The organism is Salinibaculum salinum (assembly GCF_037645885.1).
Lineage (GTDB): Archaea > Halobacteriota > Halobacteria > Halobacteriales > Haloarculaceae > Salinibaculum > Salinibaculum salinum.
Genome location: NZ_JBBENW010000022.1, coordinates 13,106 through 28,063, shown reverse-complemented (window position 1 = coordinate 28,063; position 14,958 = coordinate 13,106). Strand labels below are relative to the sequence as shown.

At 48.1% G+C, this 14,958-nt stretch carries 12 protein-coding genes and 2 pseudogenes; 5 read left to right on the top strand and 9 right to left on the bottom strand.

The annotated features are described in order from the left end of the window. Positions 1-598 precede the first annotated feature (598 nt). The 3 genes and pseudogenes from WDJ60_RS16220 to WDJ60_RS16210 all read right to left on the bottom strand — a co-directional run. A complete protein-coding gene (locus tag WDJ60_RS16220; RefSeq protein WP_340101737.1) occupies positions 599-1,537 on the bottom strand; it encodes a UDP-glucuronic acid decarboxylase family protein in 939 nt (312 codons plus the stop codon). After that, positions 1,534-2,400 carry a UTP--glucose-1-phosphate uridylyltransferase GalU gene (galU, locus tag WDJ60_RS16215; RefSeq protein WP_340101735.1) on the bottom strand — a complete coding sequence of 289 codons (867 nt, stop codon included), beginning with the start codon at positions 2,398-2,400 and terminating at the stop codon, positions 1,534-1,536. The genes WDJ60_RS16220 and galU overlap by 4 nt, the downstream gene beginning before the upstream one ends. A gap of 105 nt (positions 2,401-2,505) precedes the next feature. Continuing rightward, a pseudogene (locus WDJ60_RS16210) lies at positions 2,506-2,961 on the bottom strand (IS1595 family transposase); the annotation flags it as partial. Between WDJ60_RS16210 and WDJ60_RS16205 the strand changes: the two are divergent. Continuing rightward, positions 2,952-3,598, top strand: a pseudogene (locus WDJ60_RS16205) (IS630 family transposase); the annotation flags it as partial. The pseudogenes WDJ60_RS16210 and WDJ60_RS16205 sit on opposite strands and share 10 nt — an antisense overlap. A gap of 128 nt (positions 3,599-3,726) precedes the next feature. On the opposite strand, the gene WDJ60_RS16200 reads toward WDJ60_RS16205, so the two are convergent. Beyond that, positions 3,727-4,959 (bottom strand): glycosyltransferase family 61 protein, encoded by a 1,233-nt coding sequence (locus tag WDJ60_RS16200; protein WP_340101733.1) that lies wholly within the window; start codon positions 4,957-4,959, stop codon positions 3,727-3,729. Between the two features lie 34 nt (positions 4,960-4,993). Beyond that, a complete protein-coding gene (locus tag WDJ60_RS16195; protein WP_340101731.1) occupies positions 4,994-5,899 on the bottom strand; it encodes an NAD-dependent epimerase/dehydratase family protein in 906 nt (301 codons plus the stop codon). 208 nt (positions 5,900-6,107) lie between these two features. Here WDJ60_RS16195 and WDJ60_RS16190 point away from each other — a divergent pair, with 208 nt between their 5' ends. The 4 genes from WDJ60_RS16190 (at position 6,108) to pseG (ending at position 10,637) form a co-directional block, all read left to right on the top strand. Next, complete coding sequence (locus WDJ60_RS16190) at positions 6,108-6,998, top strand: putative nucleotide-diphospho-sugar transferase (protein ID WP_340101729.1); 891 nt, start codon at positions 6,108-6,110, stop codon at positions 6,996-6,998. Positions 6,999-7,260: 262 nt separating this feature from the next. Beyond that, entirely contained in the window at positions 7,261-8,148 is an 888-nt protein-coding gene (locus WDJ60_RS16185; RefSeq protein WP_340101727.1) for a hypothetical protein, read from the top strand. A gap of 750 nt (positions 8,149-8,898) precedes the next feature. Continuing rightward, the gene (locus WDJ60_RS16180; RefSeq protein WP_340101725.1) at positions 8,899-9,645 is read left to right on the top strand and encodes a glycosyltransferase family protein; all 747 of its coding nucleotides are present in this window, start codon (positions 8,899-8,901) and stop codon (positions 9,643-9,645) included. Then, positions 9,645-10,637 (top strand): UDP-2,4-diacetamido-2,4,6-trideoxy-beta-L-altropyranose hydrolase, encoded by a 993-nt coding sequence (gene pseG / locus WDJ60_RS16175; protein ID WP_340101723.1) that lies wholly within the window; start codon positions 9,645-9,647, stop codon positions 10,635-10,637. The genes WDJ60_RS16180 and pseG overlap by 1 nt, the downstream gene beginning before the upstream one ends. 36 nt (positions 10,638-10,673) lie before the next feature. Here pseG and WDJ60_RS16170 read toward each other — a convergent pair whose 3' ends face one another. Genes WDJ60_RS16170 through WDJ60_RS16155 form a run of 4 tightly spaced genes read right to left on the bottom strand, consistent with a single transcriptional unit; the run spans position 10,674 to position 14,956 of the window. Further along, positions 10,674-11,393 (bottom strand): WbqC family protein, encoded by a 720-nt coding sequence (locus WDJ60_RS16170; RefSeq protein WP_340101721.1) that lies wholly within the window; start codon positions 11,391-11,393, stop codon positions 10,674-10,676. Beyond that, the gene (locus WDJ60_RS16165; RefSeq protein ID WP_340101719.1) at positions 11,390-12,634 is read right to left on the bottom strand and encodes a sulfatase family protein; all 1,245 of its coding nucleotides are present in this window, start codon (positions 12,632-12,634) and stop codon (positions 11,390-11,392) included. Before WDJ60_RS16165 ends, WDJ60_RS16170 begins: the two co-directional genes overlap by 4 nt. A 39-nt stretch (positions 12,635-12,673) precedes the next feature. Next, positions 12,674-13,729 carry an N-acetylneuraminate synthase family protein gene (locus tag WDJ60_RS16160; RefSeq protein WP_340101717.1) on the bottom strand — a complete coding sequence of 352 codons (1,056 nt, stop codon included), beginning with the start codon at positions 13,727-13,729 and terminating at the stop codon, positions 12,674-12,676. A 39-nt stretch (positions 13,730-13,768) separates the two neighbouring features. Continuing rightward, positions 13,769-14,956 carry a DegT/DnrJ/EryC1/StrS family aminotransferase gene (locus WDJ60_RS16155; protein ID WP_340101715.1) on the bottom strand — a complete coding sequence of 396 codons (1,188 nt, stop codon included), beginning with the start codon at positions 14,954-14,956 and terminating at the stop codon, positions 13,769-13,771. Positions 14,957-14,958 lie beyond the last annotated feature (2 nt).

Below are 14,958 nucleotides of genomic sequence, written 5' to 3'. Positions count from 1 at the left end.
TTCACGCATTCAAGACTCCAGAGGACACCATGACCTCAACCACCAATCACTACCTCGGTATCGACGTCCACAAATAAGAGGCGCAAGTCGCTGTCCTTGAAGGGTAAGGCGAAGTCACCAAGAGGTCCGCGTCGCCAACGCGGACTTCGACGAACTCGCACAGAAGTACGCTGGCAGTAGCGCTGCACTCGAAGCTGGAAGCAACTACTTCACCACCTACGACAGACTCGACGAAACGTTGGTGCAACGCTCGCCAATCTGGCCAAGGCCGATTGGATTACTGAACAAAATTAAAAATTGAACAGAAAAACACCAAGAACCTTGCACGAGGAGACCGCGATGCACGTGACGCGATCGCCGTCGTAATTACCAATTTCGAATGCGGAGACAATCTGGGGAGCACGATATCAGGATGTGACAGGAGCTCTATGACATCCTCTCTAGACCGCTTTGGGACACGATCAGTTTCTTGTGTTTGCTCCCTCTGCTGATGACATGATACCAAAGTCTACACACAAGCAATCAGGTCATCAGTTAAAATTGCTCAACGATGCCTGAACAGGGTTGAATTTCTGGCAGTACCCACCGAAAAATACTGTTATAGCGATGCTCGTTCTTCGAAATAGGGAACTACACTATTCAACCCCTCATATAAGTCAATCTTTGGTTTCCAATTGAGTTTGTTCTTCGCCTTAGAAATGTCTGGACGTCGGACCTCTGGGTCTTGAGGAGGAAGCGGTTCAAACGTGACCTCGCTGTCACTATTGGTGACTTCAATAATTAGCTCGGCAAGTTCTAGGATCGTTCGTTCGTCTGGGTTTCCAATATTGACTGGTGTGTCGATATTTGACTCAAGTAAAGTTAGTAGTCCATCAACCAGATCCTCAACATGACAAAAACTGCGGGTCTGAGAACCATCGCCGAACACAGTCAGATCTTTTCCCGTAAGTGCTTGTTTCATGAAATTCGGAATGACGCGCCCATCATCGAGACGCATTCGCGTTCCATACGTATTGAAGATACGTGCTATACGGACATCCAGATCGTGTTGATCCCGATAGGCGCGGATGAGCGCTTCTCCGTATCGTTTCGATTCGTCATAGCATGACCGTGGACCATATGGATCAACATTACCACGGTAATCTTCAGATTGAGGATGTACCTCAGGATCTCCATAGACTTCACTTGTAGATGTAAAAAAGTACGTGGCATCTTTCTCTTTAGCTAATCCAAGCGTTTTGTGGGTTCCCAAGGCACCAACCTTTAGCGTCTTAATTGGGTGTTCACGATAGAATACCGGAGACGCTAGGCTCGCGAGATGCATTACAGCATCTATCTCGCCGGAGATGTGGATAAATTCAGTGACATCGTGCTCATAAAAAACAAATCTATCGTGATAAAATACCTCTTCAAGATTTTCTGGTCGACCGCTTACGTGGTTGTCCATCCCAATAACTTCGTGCCCGTCTGCTAATAGTGCGTCACATAGGTGGCTCCCGAGAAATCCAGCAGCACCGGTAACCAGTATTCGACTCATTGTGAGTAGTCCTCAATAAGTCCATTCACGGCAGCATTCATATCACCATCGTCATGGTCCAGTGCCATTCCGATATTTGCTTGGAGCCAGCTTGGGATGTTACCAATATCATAACGTGAGCCTTTGAGTTCAACTCCTCGAACCTGCTCTAGTTTTTGGATCGCGTCAGTTAACTGCAGTTCGCCGCCAACACCGGGTTCCGTTTCTTCTAGACGGTCAAATATTGCTGGAGTGAGAATATACCGTCCCGTAATCGCAAGATTGGATGGAGCTGTGTTTTGAGATGGTTTCTCAACGAAATCATCGACCGGGAAAGAAGGGCCTGATTCTGCAGCCTCACCAATGTCAGCAACACCATATTTTGACACCTCATTCCACGGTACACGCTCTAAGGAGACCACAGAGCAACTGTGTTCCTCAGCACGTGAAATGAGTGATTCAGTACACGGCGGGTTTGTCTTGATAATCGTGTCGCCGAGTAACAAGGCGAATGGTTCATCGCCTACATGCTTTCGTGCATATAGTACTGCATCTCCTAGCCCATCTCGCTCCTTTTGTCGTACGTAGTGGATGTCGGCAAGATCTGCAATTTCTTGTACCGTCTCAAGTCGATCAGTCTTGCCATCCGCCTCCAGTTCTTCTTCAAGCTCGTAGGATTTGTCGAAGTGACGCTCAATCGCTTGCTTTCCGCGACCTGTGATAATAAGTATGTCATCAATTCCAGCATGGACTGCTTCTTCGACAACATACTGAATCGTTGGTTTATCTAAAACAGGCATCATCTCTTTTGGCTGTGCTTTCGTGACTGGCAAGAATCGCGTGCCGAAACCCGCCGCGGGAATAACTGCCTTGGAAACCTGCATTTGTATAACTGTGAACTCCTATTTGAAACAGATAAAACCACCGTGAGAGTGTTTTGTTAGTCATGTATCAATTACTGGTTAGCTTTGACGAGTTTTATCCATCGCTCATGGGTAGAGGATTGTTGGTAGCATCGTAGCATGGTTTCGAGGATGATTTTGAGCTTCGTCGTCGGGTTTGCGGCGGACGCGTTCCCGAAGCTGTAACCCTCTGAGGTTGGGTATGAATTTGTTTTTGGAGATACCTCATGGGGTGAGAGCCATCGTCGCGCCAGCGATGCGTGGCTCTCGCAGGTATTGACGTGAACCTCTCCGTCAGCGTTTCACCCTCGCCGTGGACGACATACTGCCGGTTGAAGACATCTTCCCCATCAAGTGGCTCAGGCTCAAGAGCCGTCAGTATAGACAGTCACCGACTCCGTTTGTGGTTCAAAAGCAGGAGTCGAATCGTCAATTCCTCAGCGGCTTTCGCCGGGTGAACGTATGCTATTTCAGTGCTGCGGTCGGCGAGGATGAAAACTGTGGCTTATCCTCGTGATACGTTCCGTGGCCGCGCGTGGACGCCGGCGCTCGTCCAGGAGTTTCTTGACGAAACGTATGGCGTTGAGTACTCCCACCCGAGTTGCCGGCGGTTGCTGAAAGAAGCGGGTCTGAGTTATCAAAAACAACGACGCTCAGCCGCCGAAGCCGACGAAGACGAACAAGAGGAGTTCCACAACGAACTCAATAAAAGCGAGCGGAAATGGGCGCCACAGTAGTCTGCATCAATCAAACCAGGAAAATCGTCCAAGTTGAGCCGCGTGCCGCGGGGAAACCACGCGTCACGCGGCCCAGCGTCGAGCTCTCAGGGCAACGCGATTAGACGTGCTTGTTGGGCGCGATCACCGAGGACGGTGATCGCTTTTTCTCCCAGTCCGAAGAGTACGTAACCGCCGCCCACGCGAAATATTTCATTCTCGCATTAGGCAAGGAATTCGAAGATAATTTGATCGTCGTGTTGGATGGAGCACCGTATTTCCAGGCCTCGGCCGTTACGGACCTAGCGGCCCCTGACGTCCTCGCCTTCGTGACGTTATCCAGCGTGTCCACCGGAGCTAAATCCAGTCGAAGAGTGCTGGAGACAGTTACAATTAGCACTCAGCAACGGCTCTTCGACCCACTCACCGAGTTAACAACAGCAACCGACACCGCTCTCGACTAACTTTCAATTCTAAATATGAGCAACTATTTCTAATGACTACTATATTTGTTCTCTTCCCGAAGTTGCTTAAATTCCTCCTCAAGCTGAGAAAGGCGTACATGAATTTTCCCTTTAGACTGACTCGAACATTAACGGGATGCCTTGACAAAGTCATCCACTCGTTCCACGACCGTCTCAACGTCAACAAGAAGATCACCATTAGTAGTCTGGGGACAGATAGAAAAATCGTAATCAAAATCAAGTTGCTGGGCAAGACAATAATAAAAATGACGAACTCCTTTTTCAGGGAATAACTCGAAGATTGAAGTTGAATCAGCAAATATAGTATTTGTAAACCCTGCACCGTGTGCTCCAACTACAAAATCAACGTCTCGAAATATGTCTATCTGCTCAGACACGCTCAAATCAGATAATTCAATACTTTCGAACCCTCGTTTCTCAAGTTCGTTAACAAGTTCCGATTCATTCACAACCTGTCTATTCTCAGCATCATTACGTGAGATATAAATTCGGCTGCCATAACTATTAGTGATATCAGGGACTCTCTCGGTGAAATAGTCACGAACCCAAACTAAATCTCTTGGGCATGGATTATAATTACGACCGATTCGAATACGGCGTGGGGGTAATATAAGCTGTTTAGCGGATATAGTCGAAGATGGTAATGGCTTCACAGAATTCTCATACCCCGCAATTTTAAAGTACTCTAATATCCAATCTGGGGGGTCTTTCTCAACAAGAATAGCAGGTGTGTTACCTGTAGTTGTTTCATAAACTTGGAGCGCTCTAAGATTTGGAAGAAACTCAGTTACCCAATGAAAATAGCTTCCACTCCGTATCATAAAGAACCCTAATTCAACTTGGGCGGTTGCTTCAGGAATCAGATCGGCATATGTGTCTGTTCTGAGATTTGGTATGGATTTCACAGGGCTTTCCCGGATCTTTCTTCGAATTCGCTTATACAGAGCATATTTACTATGCCCGATACTCTCAGAAATTAATCGTCCATCTTTTGTTAGCACGACTGATGAATCGTTTATAATAGCATCTTGTAAAACTGAGGCAACTAATGGACTTGCAGAATATGTTCTACAGTACGACTGAATCTCATCGGGAAGATCCCGTTTTGAATTGCTCTCATTAATTTCAAATTCTCCCCCTTCAGTATACGAGAATGTTTCAGATGCTATACGGGTCCGAAATTCAGTATTGTTAATTGCGTTCCAAAAAATTCTGCTAGCCATTATATTAGCAGGGTATGAGGACGCCCTAATGGAGAAGAAGTCCTGAACTGATGACAGTAGGCTTACTGGACCATCTTCATACAAAATCCTACCTGCTGTGTGTAATTTATTCTTCATTTATTCTCATTATCAAAATAAGCGATTGTCTTTTCTAACCCCTCACGTGGCTCGATTTTTGATCCCCGATTAAATCCTGTAATCGCACAGGTAATATCCGGTCTGTGCCGTATTGGATCATCTTCAGGTAGTGGTTCATAAGTGATACCAAAGTTCGTATCCGCAACATTGAGTACTTTGTGTGCCAGTTCTTTGATTGTCTGCTCTTTTCTTCCCCAATATTATAGACATCATACTCAGGATTGTTAACGTGCGTGAGTGAGACAAGCCCCTCGATGAGATCGTCTACGTAGTAGCAACTGCGAGTCTGCTCGCCATCACCGTAGATGGTGTGATCGTCGTCACGAAGTGCTTGAGTAATGAACGGTGGAACTACTCGCCCGTCATCGTGACGCATTTGAGGCCCATACGTATTGAAGATGCGTATTGTGCGGGCGTCAACATCGTATTTTCGCTGATACGCGCCAGTCAGCGTCTCCCCGAGCCGCTTGGATTCGTCATAGTAGCCTCTAATCTCTCGAATATTCACGTTCTCTGTGTAGGTTTCTGGTTGCGGATGAGCCTCAGGGTTACCGTAGACTTCACTCGTACTGGCGAAAACAATGCGTGCATCACAAGCCCGAGTGTGATCCAGTAACCGGCAAGTACCTTGTTGCGTATTTGCTAATACGATATTGACCGGAAAATCGGTAAAATCATCTGGTGAAACTCTCGATACAAGATGATAAATCCGATCTACGGACGAAAGTGAACCTGGGATTCGAAAATCTCGGTCATTGACTGTGAATGATGGATGATCTTCGAACGCTTCGATATTCCTTCGTTGACCGCTACCAAAGTTATCAAGACATATCACTCCGTGTCCTTCTTTTAATAGTCGCTCACAAAGGTGACTGCCGAGAAATCCGGCACTGCATGTTACCAGGACTCGTTTTGTCACATTCATATAAAGTATTTTAGCTCGCATTAATTAACCGGAATCTCTCTACGATATTTTAACGGAACACATAGACGGTGTCTGAAGAAATTTCCCTCGAAACATTGGTGGTCGCAAAAATCTACAACGAAACAAACAGCGTGCTAATTTGGGTCAACAAATCTGTACTGGGTGGATTTAAATAGCTAAGATATATTCTCATACTATAGGTATGCATCCAGATCGCGGAATATTATATATTGCAACTGGTCCCAAATATGTGAGACAAGCTATTGTTTCAGCTGAAAAAGCAAGTGAAGTGACCGAATTGCCAATAGCGATTGTTTCAGACCAAGACGTAGATCACCCCATTTTCGACTACATTATCAAAGATCACAACCCAAAGCACTCGTACATAGATAAAGCAAGGAACATATCTAAATCTCCATTTGATAAAACATTATTTCTAGATACTGATGCATATGTCCTATCTGATATTATGGAACTATTTGAATTACTAGATGAATTTGAATTGGCAGCTGCGGTAGATCCAAATGAAGTCGTCCTACGTTATTCAGGTGAGAGACATTTTGACAATGTTCCCGAAAGTGTCCCAGAATATAATACGGGTGTTATTGTTTACCGGAATAATGAGAGGGTAAATAACCTTATGCAAAATTGGGTGTCATATTGTACTACTGCGAATCCGAATGATCAAATAGGGTTTAGGAAAGCACTATACGAGTCAGATGTTCGAATAACTGCTCTCTCACCTGTTTATAATACATTAATTAATTGGCCAGTCCAAGTCACAGGAGAAGTAAAAATAATTCATGGGGTAGGTGGCTCAATTTCTGACTCTAGTGAAGTAGAAAAAGTAGCTGACCGTGTGAATAAAAAAACGGGTGTGCGGATTCTCTACTCACTTCGGCACGGACATGTTGTTTATCCAACTTCGAAATACGGAACTATTATTACAAGAAAATATTCATCAATCATGCGTTATACTTTTGACCGCATCTATACTCCATTTGTACATAGACCAATATATCTTTTAAACAAGAGAGTACAGAATGTTTGTGACAATGGAATCTTGAATACAATCAAGAAAGAATTGATGTAATATCACCTTTTAATCTATTTATCCGGTAGAAGCAGCCGATCTGGCCGGGGAAATCCACTGACGAGTTGCTTCGGCGATGGACCAAAACAGCAATGACCTGCGAACTCTTAATTAAGAGTACTTGAGAAAACTCTGGACCGCTTTGTGACACAATCAATTTATGTGATAAAAAAGACAATGAGTGATTCTAAATGGAAAGTCCAGCATGTAGCAAGGATGCAAGCAAGTGGTGGACCGACGGTAAGACTAGGAGTAGTATATAATGACTGACGGAATACTCTATGTCGCAACTGGCGAAGAATACATAAACGAAGCTATACAATCAGCTCGCCAAACGCGAGCGATCATGGACTTTCCAATTGCGCTGGTCAGTCACCGTGATGTTGACGCTGATGTATTTGACGAGGTGATCATCGATTCGACGCCACAGTACTCCTATGTGGACAAGCCACGGAACCTCCCACGAACACCGTTCGATAGGACACTGTTCCTTGACACAGATGTTTTTCTCGTAGATGATGTCTCCGAACTATTTGACGTTCTGGATCACTTTGACCTGGCAGCTGCTGTGGACCCGAACGAAGCTGCACTTCGACTGAAGGAGTTCGAATACTTCGATTCGCTCCCTGCTGGCATACCAGAATACAACACTGGGGTGATTCTGTACGATAAGAGTCTTGTTGAGAATAATTTCTTCGAAACGTGGGTGAGCTATCACTCCGATTGTCACATCCATGATCAGCCAAGTTTTCGAAAAACACTCTCAGTGATACCTGTTAGGTTCACAGCAATTTCGACAGTCTACAACTGCCTCATCAACTGGCCGATGCAGGTGACTGGTGAGGTGAAGATCCTACACGATATCTACGGTACGGTTACCCAGGACAACATATCGGACATAGAGGGGAGAATAAACCGGTCAAAAGATCCACGAATTCTTCATACGGGGCGGGACGACGTTAGCTTCCCACTCTCTAAGTGGGGCGATGTGGCCACCAGATTCGTCTGGTATATTCATCCGGTTCGGTTGAAACGATACCTCCGCAGAAAACATAATCTTGTATTAGCTTTCGTTGCTAGTCTCAAAACAAACGGAGTAGGTACGACATTTAAAAAAACGTGGCGGTACCTCCGAACCATCAGCGATTGATAATTAATAACGGGATTAGATAGGAGGAGTATTGTATATTAAAAAGCCTTCTAATTGTATACTTGATGATTCTGTCTATCTTGGTTTCAGTACCTTACAAAGCGACCTCGGCTAACTAATTCTGAAGCGTGAGTTCTGTGCCGAAACGAATCCACGATTGATGTAGAGGTCTTGACCTAGTTCGCAGAGTTCACGCTCTCACATGCGAGAATAGACAGGGCCCCGAATCGACGCTTGATGGCCAAAAAGGCAGTCTCGGCTATCCAGCGCTGACCGTATAGTTTACTGTCCAACCGTACGTTGGGTGTGTAGTCATAGTAGGCGAACAGTCGGTGCAGCAGGAGCCAAGCGCCCTCTGTTCAGAGGACATTACGGGGTGATTGGTCGTCATATCATTTTTCGCCACCGAGACTCTCCAGTTTATCGGTGACGTGAAGCGCGACTCGACAGCCAGTTTGAGTGTCTGCAGCCAGTGTGCCGAGCAGTGAACGATAAGGGCATCACACGAGTCTGTATCGACAAGCGTCGTTATTTTTAGCGTGCGTATGTGTCGATTGTTCTCATTTATTTTGATTTGGCAGTCAATCAAGTACGAAACGCTGACTGTTGCTATTTAGATACTATATCTATGAAATCGATCCAACAAAACATAGATGATCGTGTATCAATTGCGGAAAGATAGAATTAGACAGGGCCAATAAAGCAAATGTATAATCACATTTACCTATCTACGAATATCACTTGTCAATAGTGACTACGATTACCGCTATCATTCAGGCTCGAACAGGCTCTACCCGCCTCCCAGGCAAGGTGATGTACCCACTCGACGGCCAGCTAGTACTCAAGCATGTCGTCACTCGAACCGCGTACGCGGACAGCGTGACCAACGTCGTGGTGGCAACCTCTACCGAATCGCAGGACGACGTAATCGCACAGTACGCCCCGACCTTCTGCGCGGACGTAATCCGCGGCAGCGAGTCGAATGTTCTCCGTCGTTTTGAGCGTGCTGTCCGGGAGTACGATCCGGATATCGTCCTTCGGATAACAGGGGACTGTCCGCTTATTTCGCCTCCATTTATTGATGCAGCTGTTGGACGTATTCAGATGGATAACGTCGATTACGTCTGTGCTAGTCTTGAACGGACGTTTCCTCGCGGTATGACCTGCGAAGCATTTACTGCAGAATCGTTCGAACGAATGAGCAACAAAGCGAACGAGCCACGCCATCAAGAGCACGTCACGCCATATTACCGAGAACATTCTGATGAATTCGACCTGTATAACCTCGAATCTGATGAGATCTTCGACGATTCGGGGCTCCAGAATAGAACCGACCTCCGACTAACGCTCGATGAGTCGGCAGATTACCAGTTGCTCGAAAGGGTGTATCGAGAGATGGAGTACGAGGATATAATTGATATTGCTGAGGTGATTGAATATATCGATAGAAACGGACTTGCAGAGATTAATGAACATGTAGAACAGAAGACCGTGTGATGAAAGTCGGAATTCGTGCCGATGGCGGCCCATCAATGGGATTTGGGCATCTGATCCGGACAGGTGCTGTCGCAGCAGAGTGTCTTCGCCGAGGTGATACTGTCGTCTACCTTACGACGACCCCCGATGCCGTCACAACCACGCTACCTGATTCCATAACGGTGGAAACGCTCGATACCGTGGATAATTCGATGGAAGTAGCACAAGCGCTTGAGGAACACACTATCGATACGGTCTTTATCGATCTATTTGAGGCGGACACTGCATATCAGCGTACGCTTGCTCAGAGTGATTCGAAAATCGTTGTTCGCGAGAACTATCTGAATCACACCGTCTGTTGCGATACCCTCGTTTACGGTGATCTACACGCTCCCACTCTTGATTACGAGTGGGTCGGGACAAAACCTGAGTTCCTTCTTGGACCGGACTATGTCCTGCTCCGTGAACAATTTCGTAAGATCGCACGTAAAGAGCCTAACTGGCGACCGAAACCGACTCGAGCACTGATCACGATGGGTGGGAGTGACGTATCAAACACAACTCCCGCCGCTATGGAAGCCTTCCAAAGCTTCAGTGGGACCGTTGATGTTGTTATTGGACCCGGTTTTTCGAATGCGGAGGAAATAGAGCGAGCAGCTGAATCGCTCCCTACCCGATTTAATCTACTGTATTCTCCTGATAATATGGCAGAACTCATGCAGCAGGCAGATGTTGCGGTGAGTGCTGTAGGCGGGACCGTGTTTGAGTTGCTCGCCACGCGAACCCCATTCGTTGGCATCCCACAAGTCGATAATCAGATGCAACGAGCTGAGGCGCTGCGTCGGAATGAGCTCGCCCGTATTGTTACTACCGGCGACGCACTTGTATCCGAAGTCGAAGAACTGTTTGAAGATGATAGAAGGAGAAGAAGATTCTTTGAGCGTATGGCTGGTGTCGTTGACGGAAACGGGGCGAAACGAGTCTGGAACCGTTTCGACGAAGATTCAATCTAACCAAGAGATATACATCCGAAAACGGCTAAGACGCACCTAGTTTGTTGCGGGGATGAGTGCATCCTGCTCAGCTTCATGAATAAGCGACCCAGATTGCTCCCCAACGTGGAACAATAAATCGATTACTGACAGATGTGAGACGAAGTCACCATGGCGCTGTGGATATTCAGGGTGATCGAACTCGTGCCAATATACCTCAATCCCCTCCTCCTCAAACATCTGTGGTTTGAGATAATCCTTTGCACCGGGGCCCGATATGTAGGTGTCTGCACCGATTTCTGTGAGAATATTTACTAGCCGATCAGATTTTTTTCCGACAGCCGATATCTCTGAAGAGAATATGAACTCTGTATCGTTCCCAATATCTGGAAGACACTCCAAAATAGTCTCAATTATCGAAACATTCAATTCGGCGAGGGAATCCCACTCAGTGTTGTATATCGATTCGATCGAAGCGGCGTAGTCCTCAAAATAGGGGGCTCCAGCGTACGAGTGGTGAATCGATGTCCAATGACTATCTTGCCAGTTTTCATCAACTTTCACTTGTACCTCGTTGATGTTTTGACCGAAGTCTTTCTCAACAGGGACTGTCAGCCAAGTGAAATCCCCCTCGGGAACCTTGATTTTGTTGCGTCGCTGCCACGAACGTCTAGTGAATTGTACGTCATCGTAGAATACGAAAACGTCTGCTTGATCAATCATCCCAAAGTACCCCATCCAGGGGAGATACATCGGTTGCAGGACAACTGCTTTCATAGGTACCCAAGATCTTCGAGTCGTTGTTTTACCTCATCAGAATGCTCCTCGTTGGAAAGTAGCTTACCGAACTGAGTCTTAAGTTGCTCGTCCATCTGCTCTGCGACATCCTGCCGTTCGTTGATTAGGTTAGACTCCTCGCCGGGATCAGATGTCGTATCATACAGTTCTCGGGTATCCCGATCGAGTGAGACGATGTATTTCCAGCCATCGTGACGAGAGACAGAGAATCGGTTGAATGTCGATCCAGACTCTTCGTCCGCTTCACCGATTCCGCCGAACTGATCGTGCGTCGTCGTACTGCTAAACGCGTATTCGGGGAACTCTCCTTCTTTTCGTTCGAGTTGCGGTAGCAGAGACGCTCCGTCCAGATCGTCTCTTAACGGCGTGGCGTCGAGGGAGTCTAATATCGTCGGAAGAATATCGACGGAGCGAACCATCTCAGAGACCGAACCCGTACAATCGATATCGAAGTTGTAGAGGACTAACGGAACTTTGAGCGCTTCGTCGTACAGCAACGTCCCGTGAAGGTCGAAAAGATCGACCGTTGACTGATCATCAAAGCGTTTTCCCCAACTCTCCCCGTGATCTCCCGTAATCACGATTGCCGTGTCTTCGAGCATATTCTCTTTACGAAGCCGATCGATGATTGCGCCGACGTACCACTCACTGAAGCGTTCGATGGAGCGCTCATATCGATATTTAGCCTCTTCGAGTCCTTCGCCCCCTTCCTGAATAAGGGACATCACCTCATCCTTCGCCTGATGCCATGCCTCACTTGAGTATTTCAACGTATATGGGACGTGTGTCCCCCGGTAGAGATTGTATATAAAAAACGGCTCGCCCTTGTTTTCTGAAATGAAATCGAGTAGAGCTTCGATATCGTACGACCAGTCGTAGTGATCGACATTTTCCGAAAAGAGTTCATCTCTTCGGTCGGTGTCGTAGTAGAGTGCAGTCTTGTATCCGTCAGCTTTGAACTGATCGAATATAGTTGCCCCTTCGTCGACATCTGAGTCGAAAATCCCGATTTCATGGGGATACTTACCGGTTCCGTGTGATTTCACCGATGGAATCGTCCACGGAGCAGCTGAAACAGTATTATCGAACCGAACACCGTTTTCAGCTAACTTATCAATCTCTGAAGTCAAGACGGAATCGTTTCCGTAGCAGCCTAAATAATCGGCTCGAAGCGAATCGGCAATAAGATAAATGACGTTCTTTTTAGTGTTCATCCCCATATCAAAGAGTATCGTATCCGAAGTATAAACTCTGTGGAATCACGGGATCTGAGTGTCTACATCATCTACGTCAATTGGATTCCCTTCGGAGATGTCGTTGATTGCCGTCGCCCCGATAATGTCTGTCATGTGTTTGGGAGCGAGACCTTCGCGGTCTAAGTTTCCCGGTCTGAGTGCTCGAACTGCATCTTCAGTAATATCTTCACCTTCCGCGATATCACGTACGGCGAAAAGACTACGAGTAGCGCGACTAACGGATCCTGTCTCAACGGACGAAATACCTAACTCACCAGTTCCCAAAGCCCGATCGGTCCCGCGAACCTGCTGGATCATTTCAGCTAGTTCGTCAGGTTCAAGTGCAAACGAGTGATCCGGTCCCTCCATCTCGTTATCGAGGGTAAAGTGTTTCTCGACTACCGCTCCTCCAAGAGCGGTCGCTGCGGCCGGTGCAATTGTTGGCTCCGTGGTGTGATCAGACAGCCCCACTTGTGTTTCAAACTCATCTCGAAGCGACCGAACGGCTCGTACGTTAATCTCCTCAAGCGGTGTCGGGTACGAGGATACGCAGTGTAAGAGAACGATATTGTCGACACCGTTCTCACGAAGCACCGCAACGGCTTCGCGTATCTCATCTACGTCGTGACCTCCGGTGGACATAATGATCGGCTTTCCAAACTTTGCGAGTTCCCGAAGAAAAGGATGATGCGATAGCGTAAACGAAGCTACTTTGAACGCCGGGACATACTCCGCCAGTTCCCGTGCTGATCGCTCGTCGAACGGCGAGGACATGAACTGCACACCGTTCGATTTACAGTACTCGTACAGCTCTGGAATCCACTCGTAGGGGTGTTCGAGACTTTCAAGGAGATTGTACGTCGATTCGTCGGAATCGTTGACCATGTCACGGTCGTCAACGTACAGATCCTCGGCACGGAACGTCTGGAACTTCACCGCATCTGCGCCGGCGTCGGCAGCCACGTCGATGAGGTCCTTCGCGATCTCCAAGTCGCCGTTATGATTCGACCCGGCCTCCGCGATAACGAAGGTCGGTTCATCTGGACCAATCGGTCGATCTCCGATGTGAAACTCGGCCATACCTTGATACCGGACGGAAGTCCGAATAAAACCTCTCCCTCACGCGTGATAGGCTTGCAATCGCCTGACTGCATTGAGCACGTCCTCAATGTCGTCATCATTCATCTCTGTATACAACGGCAAGCTCACTAGCCCATCATACACGTGCTCGGCCTCCGGAAACATCCCACGCTCGTAGCCGAACTTCTCTTGGAAGAACGGGTGGTAGTGCAAGGGCACATAGTGTACCTGTACGCCGATATTTTCTGCATGCATCGCGTTTACGAACTCTTCACGATCATATCCGAACTCCTCTCGCACCTCAATCGCGTAGAGATGATACATTGGATCGGACTCAATCGGCTCTGGAGGCGTCCGTATCCCCAGAACCCCATCCAGTGCTTCGTCGTACTGCGCGATAATCTCGTCGCGGCGTTCTTTGAATTCTCCAAGCCGATTGAGCTGTGCCAGCCCCAGCGCGGCCTGAATGTCGGTGACGTTGTAGTTGTAGCCGACGCCCTTGACAACCTGGTACCACGGTTCTGATTCGTGGCCGTCGGGCTCGTAGTCCATGTCGAACGAACGAAGCCGCCGCAGTCGGCGTGCAATCTCGTCGTCGTCTGTGACGACCATCCCGCCTTCCCCGGTTGTGATATTCTTTACCGGGTGGAAGCTGAACATCGCCATGTCGCGCTGCGCGCCCAACGGCTCGCCGCGCCACGTCCCTCCAAAGCCGTGACAGGCGTCCCAGATGACCGTCAGATCGTGTTCGTCCGCGATGTTGAGCAACCCCTCGATATCGGCCGGATGTCCCCCATAGTGCATGGGAATCAACCCAGCCGTGTCGTCGGTAATCTGCTCTCGAACGGCCTCGGGATCGAGCGTTCGACGGTGTGGATCGATGTCCGCGAAGACGGGCGTCGCCCCACTGTAGGTTGCGGCGTGAGCCGTTGAGACAAACGTTAGTGGCGTCGTGATGACCTCGTCGCCCTCCTCGAAGCCGGCCGCACGACCGGCCAGATGGAGGGCTGTCGTCCCTGAGGTCGTCGCGACCGCATGGTCGACACCGATGAGTTCCGCAACGCGCTCCTCGAACTCCTCGACAGTCGGGCCGCGCGTGATGTAGTCGCCTTCGAGCGCGTCGAGTACTGCCGACTTCTCGGCCTCTGTGATGCTCTGGCTCCCGTAGCCTAACACGTCTTCGCGGATCGGTTCCCCGCCGTACTTTGCAGGCGTGTCCTCAGCCATCG